The sequence below is a fragment of the Nonomuraea sp. NPDC005650 genome (assembly GCF_040605375.1).
Lineage (GTDB): Bacteria > Actinomycetota > Actinomycetes > Streptosporangiales > Streptosporangiaceae > Nonomuraea.
This window is the reverse complement of the sequence record NZ_JBEXCR010000008.1, coordinates 124925-139501: the sequence shown is the minus strand read 5'-3', so window position 1 is coordinate 139501 and position 14577 is coordinate 124925. Positions and strand designations below refer to the sequence as shown.

Here is a 14577-nt window from a genome sequence, read left to right as displayed (position 1 = left end):
GGGGCCGACGTGCGGGGCCGAGGCGAACCTGGCCCCGGTGCCTTTACGTTGTAGATTCCGAAGTGAGCCGAGCCAACACCCCCGGCAACTCCCCCTCATAAACCACCGTCAGCCGCCGAGTGGCCCGCGTAACCGCCACGTACAGATCCTGACCCCCCATCGGCGACTGCCCCATGATCCCCGCCGGATCCACCACCACGACCGCGTCGAACTCCAGCCCCTTGGCCTGCCCCACCGTCAGCACCGCCACCGGCGCGTCCAGGTCGCCTTCGGGGAACAGCCTGGCCACCGCCGCGTGCCGCGCGTCCGAGGTGACCACGCCCACCCGGCCCTCGCCGATCGAGGCCAGCTCCGCGGCCACCAGCCCCGGCAGCCCCGGCACCGGCAGGCGCACCGCGCGCGGCCGTGAGCCGCCCTCGCGTACCGACTCCGGCGGCTCCTGTTCGGGCGCGAAGGCCCGCAGCACGTCCGCCGCCACCGACATGATCTCCACCGGCGTGCGGTAGTTGACCAGCAGCCGCTCCTCGCGCCAGCGCCCCTCCAGGTACGGGTCCAGCACCTCCCCCCACGACCGCGCCCCGGCCGCCGACCCCGTCTGCGCCAGGTCGCCCACGACGGTCAGCGACTTCGCCGGGACCCGACGCATGATCATCCGCCACGCCATTGCCGACAGCTCCTGCGCCTCGTCCACGATCACGTGCCCGTACGCCCACGTTCGGTCCGCCGCCGCGCGGTCGGCCGTCGTCAGCCCGAGCTCGTCGTCGGCGTGCCGCCCGGCCAGTACGTCGGCCCGGTCGAAGATGCCCTCCTCCAGCACCCCCGTGGTCTGCAGCACCTCCATCGCGTACAGCTCCCCCGACGCCTGCTCCTCGGACTCCCGCCTGGCCACGACCCGGCGCTCCGAGTCGTCCTCGCCCAGCAGCTCGGCGGCCTCGTCCAGCAGCGGCACGTCCCCGGCCGTCCACGGCGCGTCCACCGGGCGGACCAATTCCTGCCAGTCCAGCCCCGACGGCGCCACCGACCACAGCGTCTCGGGCGAGGCCAGCAGCTGCGAGATCAGCTCTTGCGGCGTCAGCTCCGGCCACAGGTCGTCCACGGCCCGCCGCACCGCCGGCTCGCCCCACAGCCGCTGCGAGGCCAGCTCCAGATCCAGCTCGTCCAGGTCGCCCTCCAGGTCGAGCGGCTGCGCCAGCTCCGGTTCGCCCTCGATGACCAGCTCTTCGATGTGCAGCGACTCCTCCAGGGCCCGCGTCTCGGCCCTGGCCAGTTCCTTGAGCATCTCGGTGACGTACAGCTTGCGCGCCATGTTGTGCGGCAGCCGCACCGCCCGCGCCCGGTTGCGCAGCCGTACGCACGTCGCGTGCGGCACGCGCAGGTTCAGGCCGTCGAGCTCGACCACCAGGTCGCCCTCGGGCGCGCGCTGGCGCAGCTCCAGCGCGCGGGTCACCACCTCGGCCATCAGCACGTCGCCCTTGACCACCGCCGTCGCCGGCGCGTCGACCGCCCTCGCCCGCACCCCGGGGAACATCTCCCCGACCGTGGTCATGACCACCTGCGTCTCCCCCAGCGCCGGCAGCACCTGGCTGATGTAGCGCAGGAACATCGAGTTGGGGCCCACCACCAGCACGCCGCGCCGTTCGAGCGTGGCGCGGTGGGTGTAGAGCAGGTACGCCGCCCGGTGCAGCGCGGCCACGGTCTTGCCGGTGCCCGGACCGCCCTGCACCACCAGCGCGCCCTGCAGCGAGGCGCGGATCACCCGGTCCTGCTCGGTCTGGATGGTGGCCACCACGTCGCCCATCCGGCCCGTCCGGCCCCGGCGCAACGCCGCCAGCAGCGCCGCCTCGCCGACGAGCGCGCGCCGGTCGCCGTCGCTCATCCCCTCCAGGTCGAACACCTCGTCGTCGATGCCGACGACCGTGCGGTCCTTCAGGTGCAGGTGCCTGCGGCGCACCAGCCCGCCCGGGTCGGTGGCCGTGGCCAGGTAGAACTGCCGCGCCGCCGGCGCCCGCCAGTCGATGAGGACCGACTCGTGCTCCTCGTCACGCAGCCCGATCCTGCCGATGTACGTGCTCTGCCCCGCGCCGTCGTCGATGCGGCCGAAGCACAGGCCCCGCTCGACCGCGTTCAGCTGGGCCAGCCTCCTGGCCTGTTCCGAGGCCAACGCCTCGCGTTCGACCATCGCCTGGCGGGTGCCGCCGGCCCTGGCGTACACCTCCCGCAGTGTCGCCTGGGCCTGCTCCCTGGCGACGTCGAGCCTGCCGTACAGCCACGACACAGTACGCTGTTCGCTGTCAAGGGCTTCCGCAAGACCATCTTGACGATTAGCCATTTGCTGATATACTCCTGACTGGAGGATTGTGGAGCCTTTGCCTAAATTGGGCAATCGAGCTTAACGCCGCGCGTGCGTGCGCGCAATCTCCTCATTGCCGTCTTCCAGGTGCTATTCGGGCAGCGTGCCCGCCGGTGCCGGGATCGCCGGGAACGGGTTGTCTGGCAGCAGGATCACCCGCCGCCCCCGCGCCGCCGCCTCCAGATGCAGCAGCGCCGCGCCGATGCCCGCCGCGCCCGCCATGTATCCGGTGTCCGCGCTGACCTCTCCCGGACGTACCCGGTCGAAGGCCTGATACCACCGCAGCCGCCCGCCGTCGCCGCTCGCCCTGCCCGCCAGATGCGCGCCCAGCGTCCGGGCGAAGCTCAGGTATGCCTCCCGCCCCGTCACCGCCCACAACCCGACGAACAGCTCCACCAGCCCCGCCAGCCCGCAGCACTGGCAGGCCGTGTCCCACAGCCCGGGCACCCGCCGGCCCGGCACGCCGCTCGTCACGATCCCTGTGGCCAGCCGCTCGGCCCACTCCAGGTCGGCCGGATCGCCCCCGGCCCGGTACAGCTCCACGAACATCCGCGCCACCCCGGCGGAGCCCGAGCAGAACCCCAGGTAATGCAGCCCCCGCCCCTGCGGCAGGTGATGCGGCACCAGTGCGCGCCGGCCGCTCACCACGCTGACCCCGCGGACGAAGTTCGCGCCCCTGCGCGCCGCCTCCAGGAACCGGGTGTCCCCGCTCACCCCGTACAGGCGGGCCAGCAGGAACGCCGTCCCCGCCGTGCCGGCCATGAACCCCGGCGTGACCGCGTCCGCCGGCAGGCCGGCGCAGTCGCCGAACCGGTGCCCCGGCACCGCCAGCCGCGCCGCCCGCAGCCCCGCCTCGGCCGCCAGCTCCCCGTACGAGGGCGTCCTCAACATCGAGGCGCCGTGCAGCAGCGCGAGCACGACACCGCCGTCGCCCCGCTGCGCCGGGTCCCCCGACCAGCCGGGACCGCCGTCCATCGGCCGCGCCGCCCGCGCCACCCGGTCCAGCGCCGCCATGGCCGCCTCCTCGGCCAGACCGTCGCCGAGCACCCACCCGGCCTCGCACAACGCGACCGCGATCCCGCTCAGCCCGTGGTGGAACGTCACGTCGCCGGCCCCGGGCCAGGCCTCGACCAGGTACTGCACGCCCGCGCGGGCGTCCTCCAGGTACTCCTCCCGGCCGGTCGCGGCGGCCAGCTCCAGGAAGAACAGCACGATGCCGGCCGCGCCGCCGTACAGGGAGGCGGGCTCGGGCGTCAGCGCGGAGCGGCCCCGCGGGTCGGGATTGGCCACCCAGTGCCGCGCCCGCGCGTCACCCGCGGCCGCCGTCCTGATCCACCGCGCGGCCCCGATCGCGGCGCTCAGCGGGGTGCCGGCGCCGCCGCCGGACGCGCGAGTCGGATCCAGGCTCATGACGCACCCGAGGCCTCTTCCCAGTGAGTGAACGGGCTCACATTCTCCCCCATCCCGTCCTGCCCGCCAATCTGCCGCGTCCAAGCGGGAGAAACCAGGTCGTCGCCCAGCCGAGCCGGGCGATGGGCCGCCCATCCCGGGGTGCTAGCTTGTCCGAGCATGTCTGACTATCTGCGGGAGCTGTTCTCCCTCGACGGCCGGCGCGCCCTGGTGACCGGCGGCAGCTCCGGCATCGGGTACGCCATCGCCGAGGCGATCGGCCGGGCCGGGGCCGAGGTCGTGCTGGTGGCCCGCAGGGAGAGCGAGCTCGACCGGGCCGTCGCCCGCCTGCGCGAGCACGGCGTCACCGCCTCGCGGATCAGCGCCGACCTGGCCGACCGCGACGACGTCCAGCGGGTCTGCGCCACGGCGGGCGACATCGACATCCTCGTCAACGACGCCGGCAACAACATCCGCAAGCCCATGGCCGACCTCACCCTCGACGACTACGAGCGCACCATCGCCGTCAACCTCACCGCCCCCTACCTCCTCGGCCAGCACTTCGGCCCGAGGATGGCCGCCCGCGGCTGGGGCCGCATCATCAACCTCGGCTCCCAGCAGTCGATCAGCGCCTTCGGCGACAGCGGCGCGTACGGCACGGCCAAGGCCGCCGTCGCGGGCCTGACCCGTTCCCAGGCCGAGGCGTGGTCGGCCCGCGGGGTGTGCGTCAACACGATCATCCCCGGCTTCGTGCTGACCCCGCTGACCGAGCCCGCCCAGGCCGTCCCGGGCCGGGTGGAAGCGCTCGCCGCCCGTCACATGGTGGGCCGCAACGGGCTGCCCGAGGACTTCGCGGGCGCGGCGGTCTTCCTGGCCGGTGACGCCTCCGCGTTCGTCACCGGGCAGATGCTCTTCGTGGACGGCGGCTTCTCCGTCCACTAGCCCCGCCCGGGTGGGCCGCTCACTTGCGGCGGATCTGGCGCACCCCCGCCCCTTCGCGCCACGCGTCCATGACGAGCTCGTCGCCCTCGACCCGCGTCCACACCACCTCCGTCAGCTCGATCCGGAACAGGTCCGACTCCTCGCCCGGCAGCCCGAACGACGCCAGCACCTCCCGGTCGGTGATCTCCACGGCCCGCCCGGCCAGCTTCACGTCGCCCTCCCACGACGACGGATCGTCCCCCTCGGGGTCGCGGGAGGTGACGTGGACCGCCATCCGCGGGTCGCGCCGCAGATCGGACGCCTTGACCGCGCCCGGCATCGACCCCGTCCACAGCTCGCCGTCCCGGAACATGGTCTCGGTGCCGCTGACCCGGGGCGAGCCGTCCTTGCGCAATGTGGCCAGCACCTTGTGCCGGTACGCCTTCAGCAGCCGCCCCGCCACCTCGGCCAGCTCCGGCGCCTGCCGCTCGAACTCCTGCCATGAAGCCATGCCCGCCATCATGCCCGCCGCGACCGACAGAATCAGGTCGCCCGCCCTGGGAGCCGGGAGCATCTGCCGGGCTCCCGTGGTCAGGCGCGGCGGCGGGCGCGGTAGGCGCTGGCCTTGGCGCGGTTCTGGCAGGACAGGCCGCAGAACCTGCGCGAGGCGTTCCTGGTGACGTCGAAGAAGACCAGCTCGCACCCGTCCGCCTCGCAGCTCCGCAGCCGCCGGCTCTGGCCGACGCCGATCACCATGGCCAGGGCCGTGCCGGCGTCGGCCGCCCAGGCGTCGACCAGGTCGGCGCCGGGCCCGTGGAAGGCCAGGACGGGCGGGTCGCCGTGCAGGTTGGGCACGGCCGCGTGGCGTGCGAGGGCCGCGTTGAGCGCGGCGACGTCGCCGGCGAAGGCCGGGTGGAGCTCGGCGGCCACGTCCGCGAGCCGGTCGGCGTCCGCGCCGGTCAGCGCGCGGCTGGGGGTCCAGCCCTGCTGGGCGAACGCCGCCTCCAGCGCGGCCCGGCGGTCGGCGGGCGGCTCCACGGGGCGGCCCCGGGCCTGGGTGACGGCCAGCTCGTTCACCAGCAGGACGGCCAGCTCCGCCCACCTCCCGACATAACTGTCTATTTGCGATTGACCAGTGATGCGCCAAGCCTCTATCGTCACTGGCATAGTTTATCTAGACAGTGAGGGATTGCGATGAGCGCACCGTCCAGACTTGCCCGCCGCATGTGGCACCAGCTCGAACCGGTCCACGCGGTGCTGTACTTCTCGCCCCAGGCGTTCGAGGAGGCGGCCGCACTCGGTTACGACGTGGAGTCGCGCTGGCCGAGCTATTTCGCCTACCGCACGGCCCCGCTCGGGCGGGCCGGCGCCCACTTCGCCGCCGCGGCCTACTACAGCTTCAGCCCGCGGACGATCGCCGAGCACGTGCCCGCCGTGTGGGAGGTCGCCCCGCCCGAGCAGGTGCTGGAGGCCCGGATGACCGCCGTCGACCGCACGTACCGCCACCTGCTGGGCGACAGGGTGACGACGGCCGAGGCGGCGGAGGCGGCGGAGCTGGCCAGGCGGGCCGCCGAGAGCGTGAGCGTGGCCGGACGGCCGCTCGCCGCGGCCAACCTGGACCTGCCCTGGCCCGACGAGCCGCACCTGGTCCTGTGGCAGGCCGCCACCGTGCTGCGCGAGCACCGCGGCGACGGCCACCTGGCCGCGCTGCAGGCCGCGGAGCTGGACGGTTGCGAGTCGCTGGTGTCGTTCGCCGCGATCGGCGCGGCCCCCGCGGCGAACTTCGCCGGGCGCGGCTGGAGCGAGCAGGAGTGGGACGCCGCCCGGGAGCGGCTGGCCGCCCGCGGGCTGGTCGGCCCCGACGGGCAGGCCACCGAGCAGGGGCTGGCGCTGCGCGACCAGGTCGAGCGGATGACCGACGCGCTGGCCGCCGAGCCGTGGCGGCTGCTCGGCGAGGAGCGCGCCGAGCGGCTGGCCGGGCTCGCCGGGCCGTTCCTCGGCGCGGTCTTCGAGGCCGGGCTGCTGCCGATGACCAGCACCCTCGGCATCGCCACCGTCAAGGCCCCCGACTAATCGAACCCGGGGGCGGGCTGCCAGATGCTGATCTCCGTGCCCTGGTCGTCGACGCACGCGCAGCCGCGCCCCGACTTGCTGTCGTACACCGTGCCGGCGCTGCCTCCCAGCTCCCGCACGCGTTCGACGGCCGCGTCGATGTCGGTGACGTGGTAGTAGAGGTTCGGCTGCGAGGAGGGCCCGCGCGCGACGAGCCCCATCGGCACGGCCGTGTTCGTGACGTGCAGGTACGTCTCGTGCTCGCGCCTGAACTCCCAGCCGAACAGCCCCCCGTAGTAGGCGGCCGCCCGGTCCAGGTCCGCCACGGACAGCGTGTAGTAACCCAGCTCGGCACTCATGTACAAACCTCCGCAATAATTGCCGCTAGCGTTAAGGATTAACAGCCTAACGGAAGCAGGCAACAATTAACACATACGTTAACGAAATCGACGCGACGCTGGCCGCGCTCGCCGACCCCACCCGGCGCAAGGTCATCGACCTGCTGCGCGAAGGACCGCGGCCGGCCGGCGAGCTGGCGCAGGCCGTCCAGATGAGCGCCCCCGCCCTCAGCAGGCACCTGCGCGTGCTGCGGGCGGGCGGTCTCGTGCAGGCCGAGGCGGGCGGCGCCGACGCCCGCCTGCGCCTCTACACGCTGCGCCAGGAGCCGTTCGCGGCGCTGCAGGCGTGGCTGGACCAGGTGCAGGCGTTCTGGGCCGAGCAGCTCGGCTCGTTCAAGGACCACGTGGAGCGGGGCCGGTGAGCTCGGTCCGGGCCGGCGTCACCGTGCCGGTCGACCCGGCGACCGCGTTCCGGATCTTCACCGACGAGATCGACAGCTGGTACGTGCGCGGCCGCCACAGCTGGGTCGACCCGGACCGCGCGGTCGGCATCCGCTTCGAGGACGGCTTCCTGCGCGAGCTGTGGTCCGACGGCGGCCACGTCGACACCGGCAGGATCCTCGCCTGGGAGCCGCCGCGCCGCCTCGTCTGGGCCGACCTGCTCAACGAGGGCGGCCGGATGGAGATCGAGGTGGCCTTCAGCCCGGTCGAGGGCGGCACCGAGGTGATGCTGGAGCACCGCGGCCTGGACACGCTGCCCCCGGACGTGGCCGGGCGCATCCGGCGCGGCTACTCCTGGAACATCGCGCTGCGCTGGTTCGCCGGCAGGTGGAAGGGCTAGCGGCGGCCGTACTTCTTGTGCACGGCCTGCTTGCTCACCCCGATCGCCACGGCGATCTGCGCCCAGGCCAGCCCCGCCACCCTGGCCCGGCGCACCTGGACGGCCTCCAGCCGCTCGATCTCACGGCGCAGGGCGGTCGTGGCGTGCAGTGCCAGCAGCGGGTCGTCGTCCTGCGCCTGCCGAAGGAGGGTCGCCAGGTCGTTCGTCATGCCCCTAAAGGTAGTCCAGGAGCAGCCGGTTGATCTCCTCTGGACGTTCGAGGGCGGGCAGGTGGCCGGCCCACTCCAGCTCGACCAGCCGCGCCCGCGGCAGCTCGCCCGCCAGGTGGCGGGCACTGGCCCGGAAGTACGGCAGGTCGTGCGCGCCGGCCACGACCAGCGCCGGCACGTCGATCTCCGCCGGCGCGAGCTCCTTCTCGACCTGCGACGGCTCCGGATCGGCGGCCAGCTGCACCTCGAACGCGTGCCGCTGCATCTCCACCACGCGCCCGAAGGCCTCCCGCGACGCCTCGGGCCCGAGCAGGGTGCGCGCGTTCAGCTCCGCCGCGCCCTCGACGTCGCCCGCCTCCAGCAGGCGCCCCTCCTCGTCCCAGTAAGCCCGCAGGTCCGGGGTGGGCGGCAGGTCGGCGATGGGATTCAGCAGCACCAGCCGGCCGGCGAGCCCGGCCGCCGCCAGCTCCAGCGCGACCCGGCCCCCGCCCGACGAGCCGACCAGCGCCGCCCGGCTCACCTCCAGCGCGGCCAGCAGCCGCGCGACGTCGTCGCCGTCGCTGTACGGGCCGTCCGCCCGGTAGGGGCTGCGCCCGTAGCCGCGGAAGTCCACCGTGATCACGCGGAAGCGCTCGGACAGGGCCTCCACCTGCGCGTCCCACATGCCCGAGTCGACCGACGTCGAATGCAGCAGCACCACGGGCTCGCCCGCGCCGCGCTCGGCGTACCAGATCGTCATCGTGAGTCCACCACCAGCCGCACGCCCAGCCCGATCAGCACCACGCCGGAGATCTGCTCCAGCCGCCGCCGTACGGCGGGACGGTCCAGCCACGCCTTGGCCTTGGCCACCGCCCAGATGAGCAGCGCATACCAGACCAGGTCCACCAGCACCCACACGACGGCCAGCGTCGCGAGCGTGACCGGCACGTTCTGCCCCTGCGGGACGAACTGCGGCAGGAACGACATCGCGAACACCGCCGCCTTCGGGTTGGCCAGGCACGTCCCGACGCCCGCCAGGTAGGGCCCGCGCCAGCCCGGCACCACCGCCCCCTCGGCTTCGCCGCCGGCCGAACCACCGGCCGAACCACTGGCCGCCGGCGCGCCCTTGCGGGCCTGCCACAGCGCCTGCGCGCCCATCACGACCAGCACCACGGCGCCGACCACGCGCATCACGTCATAGGCCAGCTGCGAGGCCACCAGCAGCGCCGACAGGCCGAAGGCGGCCGACAGCCCCCACAGCAGGATGCCGGTCTCGTTGCCCAGCGTGGCGGCCAGGCCGGAGCCGCGGCCCGCGCGCAGCGTCTGGCGCAGGATGATGGCCGTGCTGACCCCGGGCACCATGGCCACCAGGACGCACGCGCCCACGAAAGCGAGAAGGTACATGCGCGGCATGTTCGCAGAACCGCGCCCCGAAGTCGCCTGATTTACCGGCCCCGGGCGGCGGCCCTAGCCGTACATCTTGCCCAGCTCGGTGACCGCCTCGCACATCAGCGCCCGCAGCTCCGGCGGCCCCAGCACCTCCACGGCGGCCCCCATCCGCAGCAGCAGCCAGCGCGCGTGCGTGAGTGACTCGATGGGCACCGTCAGCGTCAGCCAGCCCTCCGGATCGGGCTCGCCGGCCGCGGCCAGCGCGGCGCCGACCACGTCGGGGCCCATCGTGTACGCCAGCAGCTCGCCGTGGCCGGGGGCGAGCCGGATGAGGGCCTCCGCGGTGTACATCCGCTCGCGGAACTCCTTGGCGTAGCCCTGCCAGAACTCGCCCAGGTCGAACCCCTCGGGCCAGGCGAAGCGGCCGGGCAGCGTCTCCAGGGTCAGGATCCGCGCCACCCGGTAGGTGCGGGGACCGCCGCCCGGCGGCGCGGCCACCAGATACCAGGAGCCGCCCTTGAGCACCAGCCCGTACGGGTGGATCACCCGGTCGACCTCCTGCTGCCCCCAGCGCCGGTAGGTCATGTGCAGCGGCCGCTGGTCCCACACCGCCTCGGACACCTCGCTCAGGTGCGGCACGTCGTCGGCCGAGCGATACCAGCTCGGCACGTCCAGCAGGAACCGCTCGCGCATCCGCGAGGCGGACGAGCGCGGCTCGGGCGGCAGCGCGGCCAGCAGCTTCAGCTCCGCGGTGGCGGCCACCTCGGCCAGCCCCAGCTCGGCCGCGGGGCCGGGCAGCCCCGCCAGGAACAGCGAGGACGCCTCCTCGGCGGTCAGCCCGTTGAGCCTGGTGCGGTAGCCGTCGAGCAGCTGGTAGCCGCCCGCGGGCCCCCGGTCGGCGTAGACCGGCACGCCGGCCGCCGACAGCGCCTCCACGTCGCGGTAGACCGTGCGGACCGACACCTCCAGCTCCTCGGCCAGCTCCGGCGCGGTCATGCGGCCGCGCGACTGCAGGAGCAGGAGCAGCGAGAGCAGGCGGCTGGCGCGCATGGCCCCATTCTAGGAAAGCCTCCTGCCTGCGAGCGGCCGTTCAGCGGGCGGCGTACTCCTCGCGGGAGGTCACCACCTGGGGCATCCGCTCCTCCACCCACTCCAGGAGGGGGACGAGCCGCTCGGCGGCCTCCCGGCCCAGCTCGGTGAGGCTGTACTCGACCTTGGGCGGGATCGACGGCTCGGCCACGCGCAGCACCATGCCGTCGCGTTCGAGCGCGTGGAGCGTCTGGGACAACATCTTCTCGCTCACCCCGTCGACTCGGCGGCGCAGCGCGTTGAAGCGGTAGGGCCCCTCGTGCAGGGCCACGAGCGCCAGGATCGCCCAGCGGCCGGTGATCGTCTCCAGCACCGAGCGCGAGGTGCACCGGCGCGAGAAGACATCGGCCACCAGCTCTTCGAACTCATCCATGGAATTCAGCGTACGCGTTCGTTAGTACTTTCTGATAGAAAGTACTAACCATCGAGGCAGTACTGAATAGGAGAAACCATGATCGTGGTGACCGGGGCCACCGGACAGCTGGGCCGGCTGGTGATCGAGGACCTCAAGAAGCGCGTCCCGGCCGAGCAGATCGTCGCCGCCGCGCGTACCCCGGAGAAGGGCGCCGACCTCGGCGTCGAGGTGCGCCAGGCCGACTACGACCGGCCCGAGACCGTCAGGAGCGCGCTGCGGGGCGCCACGAAGGTGCTGCTCATCTCCGGCATCGACCCCAACCGCGTGCAGCAGCACTCCACCGTCGTGGACGCCGCCAAGGAGGCCGGGGCCACGCTCGTCTACACCAGCGCGCCCGGCGCCGACACCACCGAGGCCATCCTGGCCGCCGACCACCGGGCGACCGAGGAGTACATCAAGGCGTCCGGGGTGACGTACACGATCCTGCGCAACAACTGGTACAACGAGGTCTACGAGTCGGCGATCACGGCCGCCCCGCAGCTCGGCGCCGTGCACGGCGCGGCCCGCGACGGCCGGACCGCCTCCGCCTCCCGCGCCGACTACGCCGCCGGCGCGGCCGCCGTGCTGACCGGCGAGGGCCACGACGGCAAGGTGTACGAGCTGTCCGGCGACACGACCTGGAGCCGGGCCGACCTGGCCGCCGAGATCGCCGCGGTCACCGGCAAGGAGGTCGTCTACCAGGACCTGCCGAAGGACGAGTACGCGGGCGTGCTGGCCGGCGCCGGGCTGCCCGGGCCGTTCGCGGAGATGATGGCGGACGTGGACGTCAACATCGCCCGCGGCTGGCTCGACCACACCCCCGGCACGCTGCGCGACCTCATCGGCCGCCCCACCCGGACGATCGGCGAGTACGTCCGCTCCCTGCTCGGCTAGAGCGCGCGGTCAGCCGCCGAACTGCTGCCAGGCCAGCCTGGCCACCAGGGCCACCACGACGCACAGCAGCACGATCCGCACGAAGCCGGTGCCCCGCTTGAGCGCCATCCGCGCGCCGAGCTGGGCGCCGGCCACGTTGCACACGGCCATGCCGAGCCCGAGCCCCCAGTTCAGGTGCCCCTGCACCCCGAAGACCACCAGCGCCCCGAGGTTCGTGCCCACGTTGATGATCTTGGCGGACGCGGAGGCCGAGACGAAGTCCAGCCCCAGGATGGTGGTGAAGGCGACGATGAGGAACATCCCCGTGCCCGGCCCCATGATGCCGTCGTAGAAGGCGATCCCCACCCCGGCCACCGCCACCGCGGCCAGCACCCGGGCGTTGGTCCGCAGATGCGGCACGGGCACGGACCCGAGCGCGGGCCGCAGCGTCACGAACGCGGCCACCCCGAGCAGCACCACCATGACGGCGGGCCGCAGCACCTCGGCCGAGATCGCCGCCGCCGCCGACGCCCCGAGCCCGGCGCTCAGCACCGCCAGCCCCGCGCCGGGGAGGGCCACCTGCCGGTCGATCTTGGTGGAGCGGGCGTACGCGACGGCCGCGGAGGTGGTGCCGAAGATGGACGACAGCTTGTTGGTGGCCATCGCCTCGACGGTGGGCAGCCCGGTCATCAAGATCGCGGGGAGCTGCACCAGCCCGCCCCCGCCCACGACGGCGTCGACCCACCCCGCCCCTGCCGCCGCGACCAGCAACACCAGGACCTGCTCCAGCGGCACGCCACTCCCCCGATTTCCCCCAAGAAACCCCAAGAGTGTACAAGTCGCACACCAACCGGCTCGGGGGCAGGGGTGACGTCAGGGGATCCGGGAGCCGAACAGCACCGCCGCGCCCGCCACCAGCAGCCCGGCCAGGATCGCGGCCACGATGAACCACTGGGTGATCTCCTGGCTGACCAGCTTGTAGCCGAGCGAGGTGCCGATCTGGTCGTAGACCTCGCGCAGCTCGCTGCCGGACTCGGCCGTGTAGGCCCGGCCGCTGGTCCCGTCGGACAACGACTGCAGGGTCTGCTTGTTGACCGGCACGTTCACCGGCCGGCCGTCGATGTTGACGGTGCCCTCCTGGGTGCCGTACGCGATCGTGGAGACCGGCACGCGGGCCTGCTGGGCGGCGTCGATGGCCTCGTTCACCGACCTGCCCGAGGTGTTGTCGCCGTCGGACAGCAGCACGACCGCGGCCGGCGGCGGGTCGGTGGCGGCCTGCTGGTCGAACGAGCGCAGCGAGTCGAGCGCGTTGAAGACCGCCTCGCCGATCGCGGTGCCCGGGCGCGTGGTGAGGGTGCCGATGGCGGTGATCACGGCCTGATGGTCGGTGGTGGGCGAGATGACGACGTTGGCGGAGCGGGCGAAGGACACGACGCCGACGTTGAAGCGGTCCGGCAGCTCCTTGACGAACGCCTGCGCCGCGGCCTTGGCGGCGCTGATCCGGTCGGGCTGGACGTCGTCGGCGTCCATGGACAGCGACACGTCCAGCGCGATCATGATGGTGGCGCGGTCGCGCGGCACGCGTACCTGGTCGGCGGGTTTGGCGGCGCCGACGACCAGGAGCGCCATCATGAGGAGGAACAGCGCGGGGGCGACGTGGCGGCGCCAGCCGGGGCCGGCGGGGGCGACGAGGTCGAGCAGGGCCAGGTTCGTGAAGCGCACCGTGTAGCGGCGCCGGGCGAACATCGACACGATGTACCCGGCCACCAGCAGCCCCACCAGCAGGAACAGCCAAAGCCAGCCGGGGGCCAAGAATGTCACGTAGGTCTCCTGTGGGCGAGATGGCTCATGCGGCGCTGGCGGAGGACGAACTGCGCGATGTCGAACACCCAGTCCCGGTCGGTGCGCAGCACGAGGTGCGCGATCCCGGCGCGGCGCAGCGCCACGCGGGTGCCCTCGCGCTGCAGGGCGGCCGCCTCCGCGTACGCTTGCCGAACTTTGGGCGAAAGATGCACTTCGCGTACTTTCCCGGTCTCGGGGTCGGTGAACGCGACCCGCCCCACGTCGGGCAGCTCCAGCTCGCGCGGGTCGATGACCTCCACCGCCAGCACCTGGTGGCGGGCCGCCAGCCGCCTGATGGGGCGCTCCCAGGGGCGTTCGGCGTCGGGGTCGAGGCTGGGGCGGGCGTCGAGGAAGTCGGAGACGATCAGCCGCACGCCGCGCCGCCTGCGGCTGGCCGACAGCACGTCGATGCCCTCGGCCAGGTCGGGCGCGTCGGGCACGATCCGGCCGCGCGGGGCGTCCATGAGCGAGTGCAGCAGCCCGTAGAGGGCCGGGCGGCCGGTGCGGGCGGGCATGCGGTGCACGTACTCATCGTGCAGCACCAGCGCGCCGAACCTGTCGCCCATCCTGCTCGACAGGAACCCGATCGCCCCGACCGCGGCCACCACGAGGTCGCGTTTGTCGGTGTCGGCGGTGCCGAAATCCATGCTGGGCGAAAGGTCCGCCAGCGCCCAGGTCTCCAGCTCGCGGTCGGCGATCAGGTCGCGTACGTGCGGGACGGTCGTGCGGGCGGTGACCGCCCAGTCCATGCGGCGCACGTCGTCCTCGCCGGGCACGTACACGCGGCTGTCGCCGGCCTCGCTGCCCGGCCCGGGGAGCAGCCCCTGGTGGGCGCCGTGCAGCAGCCCGTCCAGCCGCCGGGTGACCGTCAGCTCCAGCCGCCTGAGCGCCTGTTCCGCCGTGTTCACAGG

The 14577-nt window shown here is 73.3% G+C and carries 18 protein-coding genes; 5 read left to right on the top strand and 13 right to left on the bottom strand.

The features are described from left to right. Positions 1–43: 43 nt before the first annotated feature. Positions 44–2329, bottom strand: coding sequence for a UvrD-helicase domain-containing protein (locus tag ABZS69_RS15895; protein WP_355372010.1), 2286 nt, complete (start codon positions 2327–2329; stop codon positions 44–46). Positions 2330–2440: 111 nt separating this feature from the next. Next, the gene (locus ABZS69_RS15890; RefSeq protein ID WP_355372007.1) at positions 2441–3760 is read right to left on the bottom strand and encodes a lanthionine synthetase LanC family protein; all 1320 of its coding nucleotides are present in this window, start codon (positions 3758–3760) and stop codon (positions 2441–2443) included. Between the two features lie 159 nt (positions 3761–3919). Here ABZS69_RS15890 and ABZS69_RS15885 point away from each other — a divergent pair, with 159 nt between their 5' ends. Further along, positions 3920–4681, top strand: a complete 762-nt coding sequence (locus tag ABZS69_RS15885; RefSeq protein ID WP_355372004.1) for an SDR family oxidoreductase — start codon at positions 3920–3922, stop codon at positions 4679–4681. Between the two features lie 19 nt (positions 4682–4700). On the opposite strand, the gene ABZS69_RS15880 is transcribed toward ABZS69_RS15885, so the two are convergent. Together ABZS69_RS15880 and ABZS69_RS15875 are read right to left on the bottom strand one after the other, a co-directional pair. Then, the gene (locus ABZS69_RS15880; protein ID WP_355372001.1) at positions 4701–5234 is read right to left on the bottom strand and encodes a pyridoxamine 5'-phosphate oxidase family protein; all 534 of its coding nucleotides are present in this window, start codon (positions 5232–5234) and stop codon (positions 4701–4703) included. Positions 5235–5251: 17 nt separating this feature from the next. After that, the gene (locus ABZS69_RS15875) at positions 5252–5821 is read right to left on the bottom strand and encodes a CGNR zinc finger domain-containing protein (protein WP_355371999.1); all 570 of its coding nucleotides are present in this window, start codon (positions 5819–5821) and stop codon (positions 5252–5254) included. A gap of 33 nt (positions 5822–5854) precedes the next feature. Between ABZS69_RS15875 and ABZS69_RS15870 the strand changes: the two genes are divergently transcribed. Further along, positions 5855–6733, top strand: coding sequence for a hypothetical protein (locus ABZS69_RS15870; RefSeq protein WP_355371997.1), 879 nt, complete (start codon positions 5855–5857; stop codon positions 6731–6733). On the opposite strand, the gene ABZS69_RS15865 is transcribed toward ABZS69_RS15870, so the two are convergent. Beyond that, the gene (locus ABZS69_RS15865; RefSeq protein WP_355371994.1) at positions 6730–7071 is read right to left on the bottom strand and encodes a VOC family protein; all 342 of its coding nucleotides are present in this window, start codon (positions 7069–7071) and stop codon (positions 6730–6732) included. The two genes, ABZS69_RS15870 and ABZS69_RS15865, sit on opposite strands and share 4 nt — an antisense overlap. Positions 7072–7136: 65 nt before the next feature. Between ABZS69_RS15865 and ABZS69_RS15860 the strand changes: the two genes are divergently transcribed. Together ABZS69_RS15860 and ABZS69_RS15855 are read left to right on the top strand one after the other, a co-directional pair. Further along, on the top strand, positions 7137–7472 hold the full coding sequence (locus ABZS69_RS15860) for a metalloregulator ArsR/SmtB family transcription factor (RefSeq protein ID WP_355372513.1): 336 nt from the start codon (positions 7137–7139) through the stop codon (positions 7470–7472). Further along, positions 7469–7891 carry an SRPBCC domain-containing protein gene (locus tag ABZS69_RS15855; protein WP_355371992.1) on the top strand — a complete coding sequence of 141 codons (423 nt, stop codon included), beginning with the start codon at positions 7469–7471 and terminating at the stop codon, positions 7889–7891. The genes ABZS69_RS15860 and ABZS69_RS15855 overlap by 4 nt, the downstream gene beginning before the upstream one ends. Here the strand turns inward: ABZS69_RS15855 and ABZS69_RS15850 are convergent. The 5 genes from ABZS69_RS15850 to ABZS69_RS15830 all read right to left on the bottom strand — a co-directional run bounded on the left by ABZS69_RS15850 (position 7888) and on the right by ABZS69_RS15830 (position 10930). Beyond that, positions 7888–8100 (bottom strand): hypothetical protein, encoded by a 213-nt coding sequence (locus ABZS69_RS15850; protein ID WP_355371990.1) that lies wholly within the window; start codon positions 8098–8100, stop codon positions 7888–7890. The two genes, ABZS69_RS15855 and ABZS69_RS15850, sit on opposite strands and share 4 nt — an antisense overlap. Before the next feature lie 4 nt (positions 8101–8104). Then, positions 8105–8839: an alpha/beta hydrolase gene (locus ABZS69_RS15845; protein ID WP_355371987.1), complete on the bottom strand. Its 735-nt coding sequence runs from the start codon at positions 8837–8839 to the stop codon at positions 8105–8107. Continuing rightward, a complete protein-coding gene (locus tag ABZS69_RS15840; RefSeq protein WP_355371985.1) occupies positions 8836–9483 on the bottom strand; it encodes a LysE family translocator in 648 nt (215 codons plus the stop codon). The genes ABZS69_RS15845 and ABZS69_RS15840 overlap by 4 nt, the downstream gene beginning before the upstream one ends. A gap of 63 nt (positions 9484–9546) precedes the next feature. Then, positions 9547–10518 carry a YafY family protein gene (locus ABZS69_RS15835; protein WP_355371982.1) on the bottom strand — a complete coding sequence of 324 codons (972 nt, stop codon included), beginning with the start codon at positions 10516–10518 and terminating at the stop codon, positions 9547–9549. Positions 10519–10558: 40 nt separating this feature from the next. Next, entirely contained in the window at positions 10559–10930 is a 372-nt protein-coding gene (locus ABZS69_RS15830; RefSeq protein WP_355371979.1) for a helix-turn-helix domain-containing protein, read from the bottom strand. 78 nt (positions 10931–11008) lie between these two features. On the opposite strand from ABZS69_RS15830, the gene ABZS69_RS15825 reads away from it, so the two are divergent. Then, positions 11009–11845, top strand: coding sequence for an SDR family oxidoreductase (locus tag ABZS69_RS15825; protein ID WP_355371977.1), 837 nt, complete (start codon positions 11009–11011; stop codon positions 11843–11845). A gap of 9 nt (positions 11846–11854) precedes the next feature. On the opposite strand, the gene ABZS69_RS15820 is transcribed toward ABZS69_RS15825, so the two are convergent. The 3 genes from ABZS69_RS15820 to ABZS69_RS15810 all read right to left on the bottom strand — a co-directional run bounded on the left by ABZS69_RS15820 (position 11855) and on the right by ABZS69_RS15810 (position 14574). Beyond that, on the bottom strand, positions 11855–12619 hold the full coding sequence (locus ABZS69_RS15820; RefSeq protein ID WP_355371975.1) for a TSUP family transporter: 765 nt from the start codon (positions 12617–12619) through the stop codon (positions 11855–11857). Positions 12620–12697: 78 nt separating this feature from the next. Next, on the bottom strand, positions 12698–13645 hold the full coding sequence (locus ABZS69_RS15815; protein WP_355371972.1) for a VWA domain-containing protein: 948 nt from the start codon (positions 13643–13645) through the stop codon (positions 12698–12700). Beyond that, positions 13642–14574 carry a DUF58 domain-containing protein gene (locus ABZS69_RS15810; RefSeq protein ID WP_355371969.1) on the bottom strand — a complete coding sequence of 311 codons (933 nt, stop codon included), beginning with the start codon at positions 14572–14574 and terminating at the stop codon, positions 13642–13644. Before ABZS69_RS15810 ends, ABZS69_RS15815 begins: the two co-directional genes overlap by 4 nt. Positions 14575–14577: the final 3 nt, after the last annotated feature.

What these genes read in the sequence shown, in the direction of transcription:
- ABZS69_RS15850 (WP_355371990.1), bottom strand. Translation starts at nt 8,100, where the DNA reads ATGACGAACGACCTGGCGACCCTCCTTCGGCAGGCGCAGGACGACGAC.
- ABZS69_RS15830 (WP_355371979.1), bottom strand. Translation starts at nt 10,930, where the DNA reads ATGGATGAGTTCGAAGAGCTGGTGGCCGATGTCTTCTCGCGCCGGTGC.
- ABZS69_RS15895 (WP_355372010.1), bottom strand. Translation starts at nt 2,329, where the DNA reads ATGGCTAATCGTCAAGATGGTCTTGCGGAAGCCCTTGACAGCGAACAG.
- ABZS69_RS15865 (WP_355371994.1), bottom strand. Translation starts at nt 7,071, where the DNA reads ATGAGTGCCGAGCTGGGTTACTACACGCTGTCCGTGGCGGACCTGGAC.
- ABZS69_RS15845 (WP_355371987.1), bottom strand. Translation starts at nt 8,839, where the DNA reads ATGACGATCTGGTACGCCGAGCGCGGCGCGGGCGAGCCCGTGGTGCTG.
- ABZS69_RS15825 (WP_355371977.1), top strand. Translation starts at nt 11,009, where the DNA reads ATGATCGTGGTGACCGGGGCCACCGGACAGCTGGGCCGGCTGGTGATC.
- ABZS69_RS15880 (WP_355372001.1), bottom strand. Translation starts at nt 5,234, where the DNA reads ATGCTCCCGGCTCCCAGGGCGGGCGACCTGATTCTGTCGGTCGCGGCG.
- ABZS69_RS15890 (WP_355372007.1), bottom strand. Translation starts at nt 3,760, where the DNA reads ATGAGCCTGGATCCGACTCGCGCGTCCGGCGGCGGCGCCGGCACCCCG.
- ABZS69_RS15840 (WP_355371985.1), bottom strand. Translation starts at nt 9,483, where the DNA reads ATGTACCTTCTCGCTTTCGTGGGCGCGTGCGTCCTGGTGGCCATGGTG.
- ABZS69_RS15835 (WP_355371982.1), bottom strand. Translation starts at nt 10,518, where the DNA reads ATGCGCGCCAGCCGCCTGCTCTCGCTGCTCCTGCTCCTGCAGTCGCGC.
- ABZS69_RS15885 (WP_355372004.1), top strand. Translation starts at nt 3,920, where the DNA reads ATGTCTGACTATCTGCGGGAGCTGTTCTCCCTCGACGGCCGGCGCGCC.
- ABZS69_RS15870 (WP_355371997.1), top strand. Translation starts at nt 5,855, where the DNA reads ATGAGCGCACCGTCCAGACTTGCCCGCCGCATGTGGCACCAGCTCGAA.